Annotated in this window: 17 protein-coding genes; 10 read left to right on the forward strand and 7 right to left on the reverse strand. The window is 67.3% G+C overall.

Annotated elements, in window-relative coordinates; translation table 11 throughout:
• Positions 1-18: 18 nt before the first annotated feature.
• Positions 19-741: a GntR family transcriptional regulator gene (locus tag BBX35_RS14660; RefSeq protein WP_067221688.1), complete on the reverse strand. Its 723-nt coding sequence runs from the start codon at positions 739-741 to the stop codon at positions 19-21.
• Positions 742-1,194: 453 nt separating this feature from the next.
• Here BBX35_RS14660 and ehuB point away from each other — a divergent pair, with 453 nt between their 5' ends.
• From ehuB to BBX35_RS14690, 6 genes are all read left to right on the forward strand, one after another.
• A complete protein-coding gene (gene ehuB / locus BBX35_RS14665) occupies positions 1,195-2,046 on the forward strand; it encodes an ectoine/hydroxyectoine ABC transporter substrate-binding protein EhuB (RefSeq protein ID WP_067221689.1) in 852 nt (283 codons plus the stop codon).
• A gap of 130 nt (positions 2,047-2,176) precedes the next feature.
• Positions 2,177-2,842 (forward strand): ectoine/hydroxyectoine ABC transporter permease subunit EhuC, encoded by a 666-nt coding sequence (gene ehuC, locus BBX35_RS14670; protein ID WP_067221691.1) that lies wholly within the window; start codon positions 2,177-2,179, stop codon positions 2,840-2,842.
• 3 nt (positions 2,843-2,845) lie between these two features.
• Positions 2,846-3,514, forward strand: coding sequence for an ectoine/hydroxyectoine ABC transporter permease subunit EhuD (gene ehuD / locus BBX35_RS14675; RefSeq protein WP_067221693.1), 669 nt, complete (start codon positions 2,846-2,848; stop codon positions 3,512-3,514).
• A complete protein-coding gene (ehuA, locus tag BBX35_RS14680; RefSeq protein ID WP_067221695.1) occupies positions 3,514-4,335 on the forward strand; it encodes an ectoine/hydroxyectoine ABC transporter ATP-binding protein EhuA in 822 nt (273 codons plus the stop codon). The genes ehuD and ehuA overlap by 1 nt, the downstream gene beginning before the upstream one ends.
• A complete protein-coding gene (eutB, locus tag BBX35_RS14685; RefSeq protein WP_067221696.1) occupies positions 4,332-5,327 on the forward strand; it encodes a hydroxyectoine utilization dehydratase EutB in 996 nt (331 codons plus the stop codon). Before ehuA ends, eutB begins: the two co-directional genes overlap by 4 nt.
• A complete protein-coding gene (locus BBX35_RS14690) occupies positions 5,317-6,309 on the forward strand; it encodes a cyclodeaminase (RefSeq protein ID WP_067221698.1) in 993 nt (330 codons plus the stop codon). The genes eutB and BBX35_RS14690 overlap by 11 nt, the downstream gene beginning before the upstream one ends.
• A gap of 94 nt (positions 6,310-6,403) precedes the next feature.
• Here BBX35_RS14690 and BBX35_RS14695 read toward each other — a convergent pair whose 3' ends face one another.
• Positions 6,404-7,486: an ABC transporter substrate-binding protein gene (locus tag BBX35_RS14695; protein ID WP_067221700.1), complete on the reverse strand. Its 1,083-nt coding sequence runs from the start codon at positions 7,484-7,486 to the stop codon at positions 6,404-6,406.
• A 318-nt stretch (positions 7,487-7,804) separates the two neighbouring features.
• Here BBX35_RS14695 and BBX35_RS14700 point away from each other — a divergent pair, with 318 nt between their 5' ends.
• Positions 7,805-8,560 carry a FadR/GntR family transcriptional regulator gene (locus tag BBX35_RS14700; RefSeq protein WP_083206326.1) on the forward strand — a complete coding sequence of 252 codons (756 nt, stop codon included), beginning with the start codon at positions 7,805-7,807 and terminating at the stop codon, positions 8,558-8,560.
• 175 nt (positions 8,561-8,735) lie between these two features.
• Here BBX35_RS14700 and BBX35_RS14705 read toward each other — a convergent pair whose 3' ends face one another.
• The 4 genes from BBX35_RS14705 to BBX35_RS14720 form a co-directional block, all read right to left on the reverse strand.
• Positions 8,736-9,122 (reverse strand): nuclear transport factor 2 family protein, encoded by a 387-nt coding sequence (locus BBX35_RS14705; RefSeq protein ID WP_083206327.1) that lies wholly within the window; start codon positions 9,120-9,122, stop codon positions 8,736-8,738.
• Complete coding sequence (locus BBX35_RS14710; RefSeq protein WP_067221704.1) at positions 9,119-10,135, reverse strand: aldo/keto reductase; 1,017 nt, start codon at positions 10,133-10,135, stop codon at positions 9,119-9,121. The genes BBX35_RS14705 and BBX35_RS14710 overlap by 4 nt, the downstream gene beginning before the upstream one ends.
• Before the next feature lie 61 nt (positions 10,136-10,196).
• Entirely contained in the window at positions 10,197-11,939 is a 1,743-nt protein-coding gene (locus BBX35_RS14715) for an ABC transporter permease (RefSeq protein WP_083206328.1), read from the reverse strand.
• 39 nt (positions 11,940-11,978) lie between these two features.
• On the reverse strand, positions 11,979-13,085 hold the full coding sequence (locus tag BBX35_RS14720) for an ABC transporter ATP-binding protein (RefSeq protein ID WP_067221705.1): 1,107 nt from the start codon (positions 13,083-13,085) through the stop codon (positions 11,979-11,981).
• 350 nt (positions 13,086-13,435) lie between these two features.
• On the opposite strand from BBX35_RS14720, the gene BBX35_RS14725 reads away from it, so the two are divergent.
• From BBX35_RS14725 to BBX35_RS14735, 3 genes are read left to right on the forward strand one after another with little or no spacing between them, the layout of a single operon-like run.
• Complete coding sequence (locus BBX35_RS14725) at positions 13,436-14,599, forward strand: serine hydrolase domain-containing protein (RefSeq protein WP_067221707.1); 1,164 nt, start codon at positions 13,436-13,438, stop codon at positions 14,597-14,599.
• Between the two features lie 42 nt (positions 14,600-14,641).
• Entirely contained in the window at positions 14,642-15,301 is a 660-nt protein-coding gene (locus BBX35_RS14730) for a flavin reductase family protein (protein WP_067221708.1), read from the forward strand.
• A complete protein-coding gene (locus tag BBX35_RS14735) occupies positions 15,288-16,946 on the forward strand; it encodes a GMC family oxidoreductase (RefSeq protein ID WP_067221710.1) in 1,659 nt (552 codons plus the stop codon). Before BBX35_RS14730 ends, BBX35_RS14735 begins: the two co-directional genes overlap by 14 nt.
• Before the next feature lie 33 nt (positions 16,947-16,979).
• Here BBX35_RS14735 and BBX35_RS14740 read toward each other — a convergent pair whose 3' ends face one another.
• Complete coding sequence (locus tag BBX35_RS14740; protein ID WP_067221711.1) at positions 16,980-17,858, reverse strand: MBL fold metallo-hydrolase; 879 nt, start codon at positions 17,856-17,858, stop codon at positions 16,980-16,982.
• Between the last annotated feature and the right edge of the window lie 88 nt (positions 17,859-17,946).

Here is a 17,946-nt window from a genome sequence, read left to right on the forward strand (position 1 = left end):
CCCTCGCAGGGGGCGCGGCTAGCGTTCGTCTGCGCCGCCGCCTGCCTTGCTCGCCTTGCGGATGCGGCTGAAGCTCATGGCGATATGGGCGCGCCGCACATGAGCGGCGGCGGCAAGGTCGCCATGCTCCACCGCCTCGGTGATGTCGGTCACCTCGCGCTGGAAGGTGGTGAACTCCGTATGGATCAGCTCCTCGAAATTCTTCAGCCGTGAGGCGGTCTTCAGCCAGATCCGCGCGGTCTGGTAATACAGCCGCTCGCTGATCTCGCGCAGCGGCGCGTTGGTCGTCAGCGCGTTGAACAGATGGAAGAATTCCATGTTGATCCGCGAGAAGGTGCGCGGGTCGCCCTCATGCACCATCTCGTCGCAGCGCGCGCGGATCTCGCGGAAGCGCGCGATCAGCGCCGCATCCACCGGGGTCGGCGACAGCTTGCCGACCAGTTCGGCCAGCTCCACCCGCAGCTCGTAGACCTGCGCCAGCGCGTCGACCTCGATGTCGGTGACGATGGTGCCGACCCCGTGCACCGAGCGCAGCAGCCCTTCCGCCTCCAGCTTCACCAGCACGCGGCGCACCGGCGTGCGCGACACGCGGAATTCCTCGGCCAGGTCCTCCTCGCGCAGCCGGCTGCCCGGCGCGTAGTCGAGCAGGCAGATCCGCATCCGCAAGGTCTGGTAGATCCGTTCGAACCGGCCGCGCGCGCCTTCCTCCGCCGGCCGCGCCGTCTCTTCCTCAACCGTCATCGCGCCTGTCTGCTCCCGGTCTCCATCCGCATCTCCGTCCTCTTCGTGCCGGTCCCCGCACATACCGTCGCGGCCGCGCCTTGTCCGGCATTTCCGCGCGTCCCGCAAGCGTCTCTCGGGCGGCCTCTCGGGTGGCCTCTTAGGTAGCTTCCGGGGCCGGTCTGGAGGACGCCTGCCAGCCTCCTCGATATCGCCTCCGATCCGCCCCGGACGCCGGCGCGCGTCCTCGGCCCATGTGTTTCGGCGGCCCTCTTTCCACAGTCCGTCCAAAGCCTTGGCGGCGGTGCCGGAGGGCGCCTCGTTCCCAGTAATGTGTACATCTGACGATGCGCCTGAAAACCGAGCGAGGAATGCGCTCGGTCAATTCAGCAAATTCCGTTGACACAGTCTGACGCAGCATGATGTTGTGCACAACATAAGAAGCAAGAGTTGGTGGAACAGAGGAGCTCAACCATGAAAAACACGATCTTCAAAGGCCTTGCCACGCTCGGCATGGCCGCGCTCGCCGTTGGCTTTGCCGGCAGCGCAAGTGCCCAGTCGCTGCTGGAGCGCGCCGAGAAGGGCGAGCCGATCCGCATCGGCTTCGCCAACGAGGTGCCCTTCGCCTATCCGGGCGAGGACGGCAGCCCCAAGGGCTTCGTGAACGCCTATACGATCGGCGTTCTCAAGACGATGGGCTTCGAGAACATCGAGCCGGTGCAGACCGAGTGGGGCGGCCTCATTCCGGGCCTCAACGCCAACCGCTTCGACATCGTCACCGGCGGCATGAACATCCTGGCGAGCCGCTGCGAGAACATCGCCTTCTCCGAGCCGATGGCCAAGGTCGGCGACGGCTTCATCGTCGCCCCGGGCAACCCGAAGAACATCAGCGACTATGCCAGCCTCGTCGAAGGCAACGCGGTGATGGTCACCGGCGCCGGCTATTCCAACATCGAGGCGGCTAAGGAGGCCGGCGTTCCGGAAGCCAACATCATGCAGGTGCCCGGACCGACCGAGATCCTGGCGGCCGTGCGTGCTGGCCGCGCCGATGCCGGTGCCGGCACCTACTTCACCATGAAGCAGCTGGCCGACAGCTCGAACGGTGCCGTCGAGGCGTCCGACCCGAACGCCATGCCGGAAGACTCGTTCAACTGGGCCGGCATCGGCTTCCGCAAGGCGGACCAGGCCTTCCTCGACAAGTTCAACGAGGCCCAGACCAAGTATCTCGGCTCCGAAGAGATGCTCGCCGCCGTTGCCGAATACGGCTATGGCGAGGGCTCGCTGCCCGGCGACAAGACCACCGAGTGGGTCTGCGCCAACCGCTGACATGGCGATGACGGCGAGCGCGGGGGCGGCTGTGCCGGCCCTTCGCCCCGCCGTCTCCCGCATCCGGGCAGGGTCTCCTGCCCGGGCTTTGCGGCCTTGAACAAGGTCTGAGAGCAAAGGGCTGGGCGGCATGTCCTATTTCGAATTCCTCGGCCAGTATGGCGACCGGATCGCCAGCGGCACGCTCATCACCATGGCGCTGACGGTCCTGTCGGCGCTGCTGGCGGTGGCGATCGCCGTTGCCGCCGGCTTGATGCGCATGGCGCCGAACATGGCGGTGCGCGGCCTGGCCACCGTCTATATCGAGGTCTTTCGCGGCACATCGCTGCTCGTCCAGCTTTACTGGATCTTCTTCGTGCTGCCGCTCTTCGGCATCACGCTGGAAAAGTTCACCGCCGGCTTCGTGGCGGTCGGCATGAACCTCGGCGCCTATGGCGCGGAGCTGGTGCGCGGCGCCATCCTTTCCGTGCCCAAGGGCCAGTGGGAGGCGGCGCTGGCGCTCAACATGTCGCCGGCCAAGCGGATGATCCGGGTGATCCTGCCGCAGGCCGTGCTGATCATGCTGCCCTCCTGGGGCAACCTGCTGATCGAGCTGTTGAAAGGCACGGCGCTGGTCGCGCTGATCTCCGTCGCCGACCTGATGTTCCAGGTGAAGCAGATCAACGGCACCACCTTCATGTCGGCCGAGACCTTCGGCACCGCGCTCATCATCTACTACGTGCTGGCCCGCTTCATGATCACGCCGTTCATGCGCTGGCTGGAGCGGTTCATGTTGCGCAAGATGGGGAGGGCCTGAGCCATGTTCGATTGGCGCTGGGACTTCACCTTCGAGATCCTGCCCCGGCTGATCGTCGCCACCGGCAACACCTTGCTGGCCGCCGGCCTCGGCTATGCCATCGCGGTCGTGCTCGGCCTCGTCTTCGCGCTGGCGCAGCGCACGCCGTTCCGCCCGCTCACCATCGCGGTTCGCGAGGCGGTGGAGTTCATCCGCTCCACGCCGCTGGTGCTGCAGATCTTCTTCGTCTTCTATGTCGGGCCGCAATTCGGCATCCGCCTGTCGCCCTGGACGGCCGGCATGATCGCCATCGGCCTGCACTATGCGGCCTACCTGTCGGAGGTCTATCGCGGCGGGCTGGAAAGCGTGCCCAAGGGGCAGTGGGAGGCGGCCAAGTCGCTCAACCTGTCGACGGCGCGCACCTACTTCCGCGTCATCCTTCCCCAAGCGCTGCCGCCTTCGCTCGCCGGCATGGGCAACTATCTCGTCGGCATCTTCAAGGACACGCCGATGCTCTCGGTGATCGGTGTCGCGGAGCTGATGCACACGGCCAACGCCATCGGCTCGGAGACCTACCGCTTCCTCGAGCCGTTCACGCTGGTCGGCATCATCTTCCTCTGCATCTCGCTGCCAACGGCGGCCCTGATCCGGCTCTTCGAGGGCTGGGTGCGCCGCAAACTCGGATTGGGCTGATGAACACCACAGACGTTTCCGCCTTCCCCCTCCGGCTTGAGGGGGACGCGATCCCGATGGTCAGCTTCAAGAAGGTCACCAAGTCCTACGGCAACCTGGTGGTGCTGGACTCGCTGGACCTTGATGTCGCCGAAGGCGAGATGGTGACCGTCATCGGTCCGTCCGGCTCGGGCAAGACCACCGTGCTGCGCATGCTGATGACGCTGGAGACCATCAATGGCGGCGTCATCTATGTCGACGGCGAGCCGCTGACCCACATGGAGCGCGACGGCAAGCTGGTGCGCGCCGACAGCCGGCACCTGCGCAAGATGCGCTCGAAGATCGGCATGTGCTTCCAGCACTTCAACCTGTTCCCGCACATGACCGCGCTGGAAAACTGCATGGAAGGTCCCGTGCATGTGCTCGGCATGTCGAAAAAGGAAGCGCGGGAGCGTTCCGAGGAACTGCTGGCGATGGTCGGCATGGCGGAAAAGCGCGACCAGCACCCCTCGCGCCTGTCCGGCGGCCAGCAGCAGCGCGTGGCGATTGCCCGCGCGCTGGCCATGCGGCCCAAGGTGATGCTGTTCGACGAGGTGACCTCGGCGCTCGATCCCGAGGTGATCGGCGAGGTGACCAATGTCATCCGCCAGCTCGTCGCCGAGCACAATCTGACCATGCTGATGGTCACGCACCAGATGGGCTTCGCCAAGGACATTTCCGACCGCATCTGCTTCTTCTACAGCGGGCGGATCGAGGAGCAGGGCACCCCGGACGAGCTGTTCGGCAATCCGCAGAAGGAGCGCACGCAGCAGTTCCTCAGCGCGGTCAAGGAGGCGAGTTGAGCATCCAGCTTGCCGACATTCTCGCCGCGCGCCGCACCATTGCCGGCGTCGCCGCGCGCACCCCGATGGTGCCCTCGCTTGCCGTGGATGGAGACCTGCTGCTGAAGCTGGAGACGACCCAGCCCATCGGCGCGTTCAAGCTGCGCGGCGCATTGAACGCCGTCTCCGCCGTGCCGGCGGGCGCCCCCGGCGTCACCTGCTGCTCCACCGGCAATCACGGCCGCGGCGTCGCCTTTGCCGCGCGCGCCGCCGGCCTTCGCGCCGTCGTGTGCATGTCCGAGCTGGTGCCGAGAGCCAAGGTCGAGGGCATCCGCGCGCTGGGCGCCGAGGTGCATATCGCCGGCCGCAGCCAGGACGATGCCCAGGGCGAGAGCCTGCGGCTGGTGCGCGAGGAGGGGCTCGTTGAGATCCCGCCCTTCGACGACCCGCTGGTGATCGCCGGCCAGGGCACCATCGGCCTTGAAATGCTCGAGGACCGCCCGGACCTTGAAGCGATCCTCGTGCCGCTGTCCGGCGGCGGACTGGCCGCCGGCGTTGCGCTTGCCGCAAAGGCGATCAAGCCGTCGGTCCGCCTCATCGGCGTCACCATGGATCGCGGCGCGGCGATGCACGCCTCCATCCGGGCCGGCCGTCCGGTCGAGGTCGTGGAGGTGGCAAGCCTTGCCGATTCCCTTGGCGGCGGCATCGGGCTGGAGAACCGGCTGACCTTCGCCATGTGCCGCGACCTGCTGGACGACTGCATCCTCGTCACCGAGGACGAGATCTACGACGCCATGCAGGCGCTCTATTACGAGGACCGCATGGTGGCCGAGGGCGGCAGCGTCGTCGGCATCGCCGCGATGCGCTCGGGCCGCCTGCCGGCCTTCGGCGGTCCAGTCGCCACCATCCTCACGGGCCGCAATGTCGACATGACCACCTTCACCGAGATCGTCGCCGGGCGCGGCGTCCGCCTCGGCGAGGTCGAGCTGAAAGGGCGCAGCTATGGCGCATGAAGTGACCGTCCTGACCGCGGGCGAGCTGCGCGGGCTGGTGCAGCTGGATCTGGCCGCCGTCGATGTGGTGGAGCGGGCCTTCGCCGCGCTCGCCTCGGGCACCGTGGTGATGCCGCCGATCCTGTCGATGGCGATCCCTGAGGCCAATGGCGAGGTCGACGTGAAGACCGCCTATATCCCCGGCTTCGACGGTTTCGCGATCAAGGTCAGCCCCGGCTTCTTCGACAATCCGAAGCTCGGCCTGCCGAGCCTCAACGGTTTGATGATCCTGTTTTCCGCCAGGACCGGCCTGGTCGAGGCCCTGCTGCTCGACAATGGCTACCTGACGGATGTGCGCACGGCCGCCGCCGGCGCTGTCGCCGCGCGGCACCTAGCACCCTCGAAGGTCGAGACGGCGACCGTCATCGGCACCGGCATCCAGGCGCGGCTGCAGATCGAGGCGGCCCATCTGGTGCGCCCGTTCTCCCGCGTTCTCGTCTGGGGCCGCGACATGGCCAAGGCGGAAGCCTGCGCCGCCGACATCGCCGAGCGGCTGAAGATCGTGGCGGAGGCCGTTACCGATCCGGCCCACGCGGTGGCGCAGAGCCAGCTCGTCGTCACCACCACCCCGGCCGAGTATCCGGTGCTCAAGGCCGAGTGGCTGCATCCCGGCCTCCACATCACGGCGATGGGCTCGGATCAGGCGGGCAAGAACGAGATCGATCCGGCAGCGCTCGTTGCGGCGGACCTTTATGTCTGCGACCGGGTCAGCCAGTGCGAGGCTCTCGGCGAGCTGCGCAGCGCCATCGCTGCGGGCCTGTGGCAGGGCGGCACGCCGCCGGAGCTCGGCGAGATCGTCACGGGCCGCCATCCCGGCCGCCGCTCGGACGACGAGATCACCCTCTGCGATCTCACCGGCACGGGCGCGCAGGACACCGCGATCGCGACCTCCACCATCGCCGCCGCCCGAAAGGCCGGTGCCGGCTCGACGATCCTGACCTAGCGGGCGGGAACTCTGGGACCGCCGGATCGACGTGACAAGGCCGTCGGAGCACTGCCGGCGGCCTTGTCGTATCGGCTTTGGGTAAAGGACCGCGTCAGCGGTCGGCGATCATCTTGTCGATGACCTTGCGGGTTTCCGCCAACTCGCCGAACTGGGCGATGGACGAGACGCTGACCACCTTGGATCCGGCCTCCTCGATCTGCCGGCTGAGCTCGCGGCCGACGACGGAGTTCGGGTTGCCCAGCTGGCCCAGATGCTCCGATTCCCCGACCAGCGCCATGCCCTCGGTGGTGAACCAGGCGGCGAACAGCCTGGCCGCGTTCGGGTTCGGCGCATAGGCCGGCACGAAGACCTTCATGCCCAGCACCGGCGTGTAGTCGGTGAAGGGGCGGAAGCGCACCGGCTCGCCGCGATCGATGGCAAGGTCGGTGGCATAGGCCATACCCGTCCCGACTGCCGCCTCGCCAGCGGAGACGGCGGCCCCCACCGCGCCGCTGCCGGCTTTCAGCACCGGATTGTTGTCCAGCAGCTTGCCCACCAGGTCGATGGTCGGCTCCGCGCCGATCTCGTAGCTGAGATAGTCGACCGGCGCGATGTGGTAGGAGTTGAGCGCGATACGCTGGTTCCAGCTCTCGTCGGCAAGGTCTGCGAAGGAGCGAGGCAGGTCCGCCTCCTCGACGAAGTCTGTGTTCCAGACCAGCCCATAGACCAGGTCGAACATCGACAGCACCGTGCCGCTCATTTCCGGCGGCACGCCGCCTGCGGCCTGGTCGATGCTCTCCAGCATCGAGCCGAATGTGGCCGGCCAGTCCATTCTGGCGACATAGCCCTTCTCGACCGAAGGCCACAGATCGTCGACGCTGCCTTGGCCGATATCGGCGCTGAAGCGGCCCGAGGGGCTCTCGGCGTTGAGCCGCGACATCAGCGTGGTCGGATGCATGGGCGACCATTCGATGTCGATGTCGAGACCGAACCGGCTCTTGAAGGCCTCCATGACGATCTCGCGGTTGTGCTGCTGCGTCGGCTGCAGCAACAGTACGACCAGCCGGCCTTCCTTCTTGGCGCCCTCGACCAGTTCCTCGATGGTCGGCGCGTCGGCTGCGCGTGCGGGCACCGAAATGGTCACGGCCACCAGCGTGGCCGCCACGACAGCAGCGGTGAAAATGCGTCCCTTCATGGTTCCTCCCAGACAGGTTGCGCGGCCGGCCCGACATTGATCGGAAGCTTCAGATCCGCGGCGGATTGCAGAATATCCCAATAGTCGCGAGAGTCAATAAACATCAGACCATTTAAAATTTCGGTTTATTTATATCTCCTGCACGACGGGCAGGGCACTTCCGGTCCTCTCTGGGAGTGCCTTGAGAATTCCGTAGCGTCTGCGGCGAATTACCCCACTCTCAGAGCGGGTTTGCTAATTGGTCTGATATATTTCATATTGGCGCAAAGGCGCGTCGGCATTTTCAGTCGCCGCCAGGCAGTTCATATCGGCAGGTTCATGGTCCAGAAAAAAGACACGGCAAAGACCGAGCGGGGAGGCGCACAGCGCCGCTTCAGCCTTGATCGCATCAAGATTCCCAAGGCGGCGGACGTGCTCGCCTCGCATCTGCGCGACGAGATCGTGCAGGGGCGGATCGCCAATGGGGAGATGCTGCCCAACGAGCGGGAGCTTGCGGACAATTCCGGCCTGTCGCGCTCCAGTGTCCGCGAGGCGCTGCGCATGCTGGAGATCGAGGGCCTGCTGGTCACCAAGCAGGGGCGCAACGGCGGCTCCATGGTCTGCCAGCCGAGCCGCGACACCATCGTCAAGACGGTCAATCTTTATATCTCGAGCCGCAAGACCCGCCTGTCCTCGCTGGTCGAGGCCCGCAGCGCCATCGAGCCCTCGGCGGCGATGCTGGCCGCGCGCTATCGTACGGCCGAGGACGTGGAGGCGATTTCCGCCCACCACCAGCGTCTCCTCGACAATCTCGACGATCTCGACGGCTTCCTGCGCGCCAATATCGACTGGCACATGGCCATCGTCCACGCCAGCCACAACGACCTGTTGATCGCCTTCATGGAGTCCATCGCCCAGTCGGTCTACGCGGTGACCAATGTCGAGAACCTCAACCCCGAGGGCGTGCGCCAGAAGGTGGCCAAGGTCCACGGCCTGATCACCGATGCGATCAAGGCCGGCGATCCGGCCGAGGCCAAGCGCTTGATGGATCGGCACGTCAATGCCTATGCCGAGCATATCGGCATGACGGCCTGAGAACCGGGCCGGCGCGTTCGCTCGGACCATTCTCCCGGACAGACGTCCCTCGGTGAAAAAGGCGCCGCGTCTTCCCCCGGCCTCAGGGTCAGACCTCAGGAAAGACGCGGCTTTCGCCCGGCGAGGGCAGTGCCGGGCGGGGAGCAATAAGGAAAGGCTCAGGGATGACGCTCTGTCAGCCCGCGAGGTCGCGATGGAACGCCTTGGCGACGATGCGCCACGTCCCGTCGATGCGCAGCAGGTGCAGCACGTCGCGGAAGCGGTTGGGCGGGCTCGTCATCTCGATGGTGACTGCGGCACAGTCGGGACCGGCCAGCTCCAGCGAGGCGAGGCGGAAGTCGGGCGCATGCCCTTGCGCCGCCGCAGAGGCGCGGCTGCCGACGATGGCGATCCAGTCGCTCGCGGCAAAGCGGCGCAGCGCCCCGTCCTCGACGAATTGCAGCTTGCAGTCGGGCAGGAACAGCCGCCCCAGCTCATTCGTGTCGCCCTCGTGAAAGGCGATGGCATAGGCTTCGGCCGCCGCCGCCACCTGCCGGTAGCTCTCCTGTAGCTGCGCGCTCATCGGGGCACCTCCACGTCCAGGACCTGTTTCATCCAGCGGCAGCCGTTGTGGAAGTTGGTGACGGCACTGCCGGGAGGCACCAGCGCGTCGAACTCGGCCTCCAGATGGGCGGGAAAGTCGAGCTCCAGCACCGGCAGCATGTCCTCCAGTTGCTCGAGCGTACGCGGCCCGAACAGCGGTGCGGCGACGCCGGGGCGGTCCTTGACCCAGGCCAGCGCCAGATGGCTGCCGGCAAGTCCTTCGCGCTCGGCCAGCTCCGCGACCTTGCGGCCGACGGCGATGCCTGCCTCGTTCACCCGGTCGGCATAGGTGCCGCCGCGGGTGATGGCCCGGCTGTCGGCGGGCGGGGCGGCCTTGGAGCCGTAGCGTCCGGCGAGCACGCCCTGCGCCAGCGGCGCATAGGGCAGGAGGCTCAGTCCTTCCGCAAGGCACATCGGCACCAGCTCGTTCTCCACGCGCCGGTCCAGCAGGTTGTAGGGCGGCTGCTCGGCGATCGGGCGCGCCCAGCCGCGTCGCTCGGCGATGGAGATCGCCTCGTACACCTTCCACGCCGGATGGGTGGAGGTGCCGATGTAGCGGACCTTGCCCTGGCGCACGAGGTCGTTCAGCGCCGACAGGGTTTCTTCCGCCGGAATGTCGAAATCCGGCCGGTGCAGCTGCAGCATGTCGATATGGTCGAGGCCCATCCGCTTCAGGCTGCGTTCGCATTCGCGGATGATGTGGTGGCGCGAGTTGCCGCGGTCGTTGGGGCCGGGGCCGACGGGAAAGTGCACCTTGGTGTTGACGATCAGGTCGTCGCGCCGCCCGCTTTCGCGCAAGGCCCGGCCGAGATACGCCTCGCTGCGCCCCTCATTGTAGGAGTTGGCGACGTCAAACAGGTTGATGCCGGCATCGATGGCCCGCGCGATGATGCGCACGGACGTGTCCTCGTCGGTCGGCCCGCCGAAGTTGAAGGTTCCAAGCGCCAGCGGCGAGACCATGAGGCCGCTGCGCCCGAGCGATCGATAGTTCATCTTGAGGCTCCAGTGTCGGGCGCGCCGGCCGCAAGGTCCGGCCGGCGGCGCGCGGGTCGTGTCAGGGCTTGCGCCGCTCGGTGCCGAGCCGCGCCGCGAAGATCTGCACCGGAACGACCAGGCACAGCAGGCCGCTCACCAGCACCACGGCCAGTGCCGCGGCCGTCGGGATCTCCGGTGTGTTCCACAGGATGTAGAGTTCGGAGGCGGCGACCACGTTGGTGGTGGTGATCAGGAACAGCGGGAAGGTGATGTCGCGGGCGCTGTGTCCGGCGACCCACAGCCAGCCGTTCAGGATATGCGGCAGCAGCAGGGGGAAGATCACCCGCCGCAGCATGGTGAACCAGCCGGCGCCGCACACGAAGGCGGCGTTCTCCAGCTCCTTGTGGATCTGCAGAAGGGCTGCATTCATCGTCCGCGTGCCGAAGGCGATATAGGCCGTCACATGGGCGAGGATGATCAGTCCGATCGTGCCGTAGAGCGGCGTGCGCAGGTAGATCAGCAGGATGGCGATGGCCAGCACCACCGGCGGGATCGCCATCGGCGCGAAGGAGATCACCTCCAGCAGCCGGCCTAGCCGGGTCTTCGAGCGCACCGAGATCCAGGCGATCATCACCGACAGCACCATGACGATGGTGGAGGAGGCGAGCACCAGGAGGATGGTGTTGACCAGCGCCCGCACGATCCGCGTTTCGCTGAAAACCGCCTGGTAGTTCTCCAGCGTCAGCCGGCTCAGCGCTTCCATCGAGGGAACCGAGTAGAACGGCAGGAAGCTCGTCCACAGCAGCACCAGGAAGGGAAGCATCATCACAAGGAAATAGAACCCGACGCCGGCGGTGGCGAGCCGGTGCCAGCCGCCGAGCGGCTTCAGGTTGGGCCGGAAGGCCTTGCCCGTGACCACGCGAAAGCGCTCGCCCAGCCGCACGGCGCGGAAGTAGACGAGGATCAGGATCAAGGCCAGCACCAGGAAGAAGGTGCCGAAGGTGGCGGTGAGGGAGTAGTCGGGGCGCGACACGTCCGAATGAGCGAGCAGGTAGATCTGCGTCGACAGCACCGGCACCCTTGCGGTCAGGCCGATCACCAGCGGCAGGTCGAACGCCTGCACCATCGCCATGAACAGCAGGATGCCGACGGACAGCAGCCCCGGCACCAGCAGCGGCAGTGTGACGCGCCGGAACACGCTGAAGGGCCGCGCGCCATGCACGCTGCCGGCACTTTCCAGCTGAGGGTCCATGTTGCGCAGCAGGCCGGCGATCATGGTGAAGGCGGTCGGCACGATGGCGAAGCCGGTGATCAGCACCATCGCCCACATCGAGTAGATCGACACCGGCGCGCCCTTCATCGCGAACAGCGAGCGCAGGATCACGTTGATGATGCCATTGCCGGGGTTGCCGAGCAGGATCCAGCCGAAGGCCATGACGATGGGCGGCACAGCCATCCACGAGAACATCATGGTGCGGATGCTGCGCTTGAAGCCGATGTCGGTGCGCTCTACCAGCCAGGCGATGGCGAAGGCGAGCGTCACGCCGATGGTGACGCTGCCGAAGGCATAGGTCAGCGTGTTGCCGATGAGGATCGGCAGGCGCGGATTGCCGAGCGCCTCGCGGTAGTTGTCGAGCGTGTAGACGTCGGTTGAAAAGGGTAGTTCGCCCGCCGGCGTCAGGCTGGTGCGGAACAGCAGGATCAGCGGTGCGATCACCAGCGCGGTCATCAGCGCCAGCAGCACCAGCGACATGATCGTCGCGGTGGTCGGCCGGCCGAACGTGCGGGCCGGGCCAGGGGCAAGGGTGTCGGCATGCGCCATGGTCGTCGTCCTCCCGAAGCGTGAAGCGGTGCCGGTGCGTCAGGCGCGTTCGGCAAGGAGGACGCAGCGGTCCTGCGGGAATTCCAGCCAGGCCGCATCGCCTTCCCGGAAGCCGGAATAGGGGCTGGCGAAGATGCGGATCGTCTCGTCGCCGAGCTCTGCCTCCATGTCGAGGAACTCGCCGACGAAGCTGATGCGGCGGATGGTGGAGCGGAAGCGGCTCGCCGCGGCGGCCTCGCCGTTTTCTGCGCGCACCCCGTGCGGCCGGATCATCAGTTCCACCTGTGCGCCGACGCTCTGGTTCTCGGGAACCGGGCAGGCGACCCGGCCGAAGGATAGATCCACCAGGCCGATGCCGTCCGCACCGCGTTCCGCCAGGCGGCCCTTGAGGATGTTGCTGCGGCCGACGAACTCGGCCGCGAAGGCCGAGTTTGGACGCTTGTAGATCTCGTCGGGTGTGCCCAGCTGCACGAGGCGCCCCTTGTTCAGCAGCGCGATCCGGTCGGACATGGACAGGGCCTCGGTCTGGTCGTGGGTGACGTAGATCGTGGTGATGCCCAGCGACTTGACGAGATCGCGCAGCTCCACGCGCATGGAATCGCGCAGCTTGGCGTCGAGATTGGACAGCGGCTCGTCGAGCAGGATGATGGAGGGCTCGTTGACCAGCGAGCGGGCGAGGGCGACGCGCTGCTGCTGCCCGCCGGACAGGTAGGGGGCGGGACGGTCGGCGAAGTCCTGCAGCCCGACCCGTTCCAGCGCCGCCAGCACCCGGGCGCGGACGTCGCCGCGCGCCGTGCCGCCGGGGCCGTAGCGCAGCGGGAAGGCGACATTCTCGAAGACGGTCAGATGCGGCCAGATCGCGTAGGACTGGAAAACCATGCCGAGGCCGCGCCGGTTCGGCGGCACGGCGATGTTGGCGTCGCTGCAGAACACCGTCCGCCCGTCCATGGTGATGCGTCCGCTCGTGGGATGTTCCAGCCCGGCAATGCATTGCAGCGTCGTCGACTTGCCGCAGCCGCTCGGCCCCAACAGCGTGAAGAACTCGCCCTGTGCGATCTCCAGCGACAGGTCGACGAGCGCGGGCGGCGGTGTCTCGCCGTCTCCGGTCGGCGGATAGGTCTTCTGCAAATTCTCCAAGCTGAGCACGTCTGCCTCCCTCGGGCCCGCCGCCCATGGCCTCCCAGCCGTGTCGGGCCTGTTTCGCGCCCGGCTGCTCGCCGGGGCATTGTGGGGACGGCGTCGCGAGCCGTTTGCGGAGCGCGCGCCGTCCATGATCGGCTTTGACGCTAGCGGCGGGCGAATGATGCGTCAATGAAAAAGGTATGATATTTAAAAAAATACCCAGAATGGCGCGCTTGCCTGCTGCGGCGGCATTCAATCTTGCGAAATTAATCTAATTAAAACAACGATATAATTCGTGTTACCGTTTCCTGTATTGCCAGAATGGTCGTGTCGTATAATATCAGACCAATAAATCGAACGTGTGGGGAGCGGGAATGTCGGAGATGGAAAAGTCGGGACGGTTCGCCGTCGACGAGGGCAGGCTGGATGTGCTGTCCAGGGCGGTCGAGGCGGATATCGCGCGTCAGGCCTATGACGGGATGGCCATCGGCATCCTGCACGAGGGGCGGGTCGTGATGCGGCGGCATTTCGGCTTTGCCGAGCGCGAGGCGGACCGCTCGCTCGGTGAAGGCGATGTCTTCTCGGTGATGTCCTTCACCAAGGTGATGACGGCGCTCGCCATCTTCCGCGCGCTGGAACGGGGCGACCTGTCACTGGGCACCCGCATCGCCGAGGTGATCCCGGAATTCGCCGCCGCCGGAAAGCAGCGCGTCACGGTCGCGCAACTGCTCAGCCATACCGGCGGCATGCCCTTCACCCTTCCCGGTCTCACCGAGGAGATCGAGGGCGACCTGCGCCGCACGGTCGAGCTCGCCTGCCGCATCGCTCCGGTCAACCGGCCGGGCGAGGTGGTCAGCTATTCCGCGCAGGTCTCCTACGACGTGCTCGGCGTCGTGGCGGAGCGGGTGGATCCTGCCGGTCGCCGTTTCGGCCGCATCATCGAGGAGGACATCTTCGCGCCGCTCGGCATGGCCGACAGCGCCATCGGCATGCCGGAGCGCCTCAGGCGGCGCCGGGTGCCTGTGGTTGCGCGCAATCCGACGGAGATGAACCTGCGTCTTGCCGCCCGCGACCGGCGGATCACCGCCGAGACCGAGTTGCCCGGCGGCGGCGGCTTTTCCACCCTTGCCGACGTGCTGCGCTTCGCCGCCATGCTGGCTTCGGGCGGCGCGCTCGAGGGCGCGTCCATCGTCTCGCCCGCCTCGCTGGCGCTGGCCACGGCCAATCACACCGGCGAGTTGCCGAACAACACGCTGGCGGCGCAGCGCGAGATGCGCGGCTGGGAGCCGTTCCCCGCCTGGCTCGGCCTCGGCTTCTTCCTGCGCGGCACCGGCCTCTTTCCCACGCCCTTCGGGCATCTTGCCTCGCCGCGCACCTTCGGCTCCATCGGCGCCGGATCGATGGTCATGTGGGTCGACCCCGAACGCAGCCTGTCCGCCGTGCTGCTGTCGAGCGGCCTGATGGACCAGGTCGACAGCCACCTGCGCTTCCAGCGCCTGTCGGACATCATCCATTCGGCGCTGCGCGTCGCCCCCTGACCGGGCGCCCGCATCTCCCCTACGACCAAGCCGGAACAGACCATGGAAATCGATCCGACCCCGCAGACCATGCGGGAGAACTACAAGCTGATGACCGGGCTCATCGTCCCGCGGCCGATCGCCTGGGTATCCACCCTATCGGCGGAAGGCGCGGTGAACCTGGCGCCCTTTTCCGCCTTCACCTTCTGCTCGCACAAGCCTCCGATGGTAGCGATCAGCGTCGGTCGCAAGGGGCGGCTGCTGAAGGACACGGGCACCAACATCCTGCGCGACGGCGAGTTCGTCGTGAACATCGCCCATCGCGGCTTGCTGCAGGAGCTGCACGACAGTTCCGCCGTCTATCCGCCCGATGTCAGCGAGGCGCAGGCGCTGGGCCTTGCGACGGTCGCCAGCCGCTGCATCGCCCCGCCGCGGCTGGCCGTGGCACCGGCGAGCCTGGAGTGCCGCCTGCACATGGCCCTGCCGCTCGGCGACGAGCGCAATTATCTGATGATCGGCGAGGTGCTGCGCTTCCACATCGACGACGCGCTGCTGCACGAGGGTAAGGTCGACACGGCGGAGCTCGACCCGGTCGCCCGCGTCGGCGGGCCCAATTACATGACCTATGGGGAGCTCGTCACCCTGCCGGCGGCGCAGACGCGCCCCATGCCCGGTGCGCCGCAGATGGCAGGCGTGACGGCGGGTGGCGATGGCGCCTCCTGATGCCCCGGCCGACATCGAAGCCGACTTCGTCATCGTCGGAGCGGGTTCGGCCGGCTGCCTGCTGGCCGACCGGCTGAGCGCCGACGGTCGCTTCCGCGTCGTGCTCGTCGAGGCCGGGCGGCGCTGGCGCGATCCTCTCCTGTCGATCCCGCTCGGCGTCGGTGCCGTCTGGAAGGCCGCGCGCTACAACTGGTCGTACCGCTCCCAGCCCGAGCCGGCCCTTGGCGGGCGGCGCCTGTTCCTGCCGCGCGGGCGGCTGGTCGGTGGCTCGTCGATGATCAACGCCATGAACCATGTGCGCGGCAACGCCGCCGATTTCGACGCCTGGGCGGCCCTCGGCCTGCCCGGCTGGTCGGCGGCGGAGGTGCTGCCGCTGTTCCGCCGGCTGGAGGACTACTCGGGCCCCGACCCGGACGATCTTCGCGGCCGAAGCGGCCCCCTTGCCGTCACCGAGGCAAGCCACGCCGACCTGGTGGTGGAGGCTGCCTTTTCGGCCTTCGCTGCGGCCGGCCACACCGCCTTGGCCGACTACAACGGCGCCCGCCAGGAGGGCTTCGGCCGGGCGCAGTTCAACCTGTCCGGCGGCCGGCGTCTGGGCGCCGACCGGGCGTTCCTTGCCCCCGCTTTGCGCCGCGCCAACGTCCGCCTGCTCACCGGCATGCGGGCCGAGCAACTGGAGATCGCGCCGGACGGGCGTGCCACCGGCGTCGTCTGCCGGCGCGGTGGGCGTCGTCATGTCGTGAAGGCGGGGCGCGAGGTGATCCTTGCCGCAGGCGCATTCGGTTCGCCTGCGCTTTTGCTGCGCTCGGGTCTCGGCCCGGCGACCGATCTTGCCCGTCTCGGCATACCCTTGCGGGCCCATCTGCCGGCCGTCGGTGCCAACCTGTGGGATCATCCGCGCGTTGCGGTGGAGTTTCGTCGCCGCCGGCCCTCGCAGCTTTCCGGCGCAATGCGGCTCGACCGGCTGGCCGTCGCGCTGGCGCGCGCCGCCCTGACCGGCCGCGGGCCGGCGAGCGAGCCGCTGGCGGCCGCGCATCTCTTTGCCCGTTCGCGGCCCGGGTTGCCGGCACCCAACCTGCAGTTCTTGTTGCGCCTGTTCAATCCGGCGCTGGGGCCGCGTCTTCCTTTCGTCCCGCCTGCCGTGTCCGACGCCTTCGGCCTCGTCGCCTGCCTCGTGCATCCGGCCAGCCGTGGGCGCGTGCGGCTCGTCTCGGCCGATCCGGCCGATCCACCGGCCATCGAAACGGGCATTCTCGGCGCGCGTCAGGATGTGGAGGATCTCACCGAGGGATTTCGCATGGCGCAGGCCTTCGGGTCCCATCCGGCCTTTGCCGCGCATCACGACGGACCGCTGTCGCCGTCCTCGCAACTCGTGGGCCAGGGCGAGATCGAGGCGTTCCTGCGCGCTTCCGCCGATACGATCTTCCATCCCGCCGGCACCTGCGCCATGGGGCCGGACGGTGCGGGCGGTCACGGGCAGGGGGCGGTCGACGGCACCTTGCGTGTGCGCGGCGTGCGCGGCCTTCGCGTCGTCGACGCTTCGGTGATGCCGCTGCCGGTGCGCGGCAACATCCAGGCCGCCGTCTTCATGGTGGCGGAGAAGGCCGCCGGCCTGATCCTCGACGCGGGGCGCGTGCAAGGCTGACCGGCGGCTTTGTGCGTGTCTCGCGTCGCCGCGTTACGGCTCGTGGCGCCAGTCCTCCGGGATATACTCGAACGCCTCGCCCAGCCGCGCCACATGGCCCACCGCCGGGAACGGCAGGTGCGTTGCCGACATCAGCCAGCGCTCGCTCGCCAGCATGTCCAGCCCCTTGCGCCGCGACAGCAGCGCCTGTTCCCGGTCGACATCGAAGGCGAAGTTCTCGTCGAGATGACGGAAGCTGTAGACCGGCGAATAGACGAGGTCGCCGGCCAGAAACAGTTGCTCGTCGCCAGACTCGATGAGAAAGCCCGAGTGCCCCGGCGTGTGTCCCGGCAGCGGGAAGGCGGTGACGCCCGGGAACACTTCCTGCTCGCGCTCGAACAGGCGGATGTCGGGATAGTGCTCGGGCACCTTGCGCGCCCTCAGCAGCCACGGCCGGTTGCGGTCGTTGGAGCGAGACATGGCGAGATCGCCCATGAAATAGCCGAGCTCGTCCTTGTGCACTACGATGGCCGCACGGGGAAACACCGCGCCGGCCTCGTCCAGCAACCCGCCGATATGGTCGGCATGCATGTGGGTGATCAGCACCGCGTCGATGCTGTCCGGCGTGATGCCGGCAAAGGCCATGTTCTGCAGCAGGAAGCCGGATGTAGGGCCGAACAGCGGGCCGCATCCGGCATCCACCATCAGCCGCCGACCGTCCGCCTCGATCACGTAGACGACCGTGCCCATGCGGAACGGGCCGGCCTTGCGGAAGGCCTGCACCGCCAGCTCGTTGATTCGATCCGCGCCGGCCGAATAGAATGAGGGGTCGGCCTCAAGATACCCGTCGGAGATGATCGTCACGCGGAAGCTGCCGATCTTCAGGCGGTAGACCGCCGGTGTCTGCTCGTTTTTCCCTAAATGTCCTACCAAAAAACCATCCTCCGTTCGGCCGGATATTTCCGCTGGATGCGCGGGAAAATGCGGCTTTTCGTAAAGGCTGACAATAGTCGAATTGCTC

Source organism: Stappia indica (genome assembly GCF_001696535.1).
Taxonomy (GTDB): Bacteria; Pseudomonadota; Alphaproteobacteria; order Rhizobiales; family Stappiaceae; genus Stappia; species Stappia indica.

Coding starts and splice junctions, on each gene's coding strand:
- BBX35_RS14660 (WP_067221688.1), bottom strand. CDS start 741: ATGACGGTTGAGGAAGAGACGGCGCGGCCGGCGGAGGAAGGCGCGCGC.
- ehuB (WP_067221689.1), top strand. CDS start 1,195: ATGAAAAACACGATCTTCAAAGGCCTTGCCACGCTCGGCATGGCCGCG.
- ehuC (WP_067221691.1), top strand. CDS start 2,177: ATGTCCTATTTCGAATTCCTCGGCCAGTATGGCGACCGGATCGCCAGC.
- ehuD (WP_067221693.1), top strand. CDS start 2,846: ATGTTCGATTGGCGCTGGGACTTCACCTTCGAGATCCTGCCCCGGCTG.
- ehuA (WP_067221695.1), top strand. CDS start 3,514: ATGAACACCACAGACGTTTCCGCCTTCCCCCTCCGGCTTGAGGGGGAC.
- BBX35_RS14690 (WP_067221698.1), top strand. CDS start 5,317: ATGGCGCATGAAGTGACCGTCCTGACCGCGGGCGAGCTGCGCGGGCTG.
- BBX35_RS14695 (WP_067221700.1), bottom strand. CDS start 7,486: ATGAAGGGACGCATTTTCACCGCTGCTGTCGTGGCGGCCACGCTGGTG.
- BBX35_RS14700 (WP_083206326.1), top strand. CDS start 7,805: ATGGTCCAGAAAAAAGACACGGCAAAGACCGAGCGGGGAGGCGCACAG.
- BBX35_RS14705 (WP_083206327.1), bottom strand. CDS start 9,122: ATGAGCGCGCAGCTACAGGAGAGCTACCGGCAGGTGGCGGCGGCGGCC.
- BBX35_RS14710 (WP_067221704.1), bottom strand. CDS start 10,135: ATGAACTATCGATCGCTCGGGCGCAGCGGCCTCATGGTCTCGCCGCTG.
- BBX35_RS14715 (WP_083206328.1), bottom strand. CDS start 11,939: ATGGCGCATGCCGACACCCTTGCCCCTGGCCCGGCCCGCACGTTCGGC.
- BBX35_RS14725 (WP_067221707.1), top strand. CDS start 13,436: ATGTCGGAGATGGAAAAGTCGGGACGGTTCGCCGTCGACGAGGGCAGG.
- BBX35_RS14730 (WP_067221708.1), top strand. CDS start 14,642: ATGGAAATCGATCCGACCCCGCAGACCATGCGGGAGAACTACAAGCTG.
- BBX35_RS14735 (WP_067221710.1), top strand. CDS start 15,288: ATGGCGCCTCCTGATGCCCCGGCCGACATCGAAGCCGACTTCGTCATC.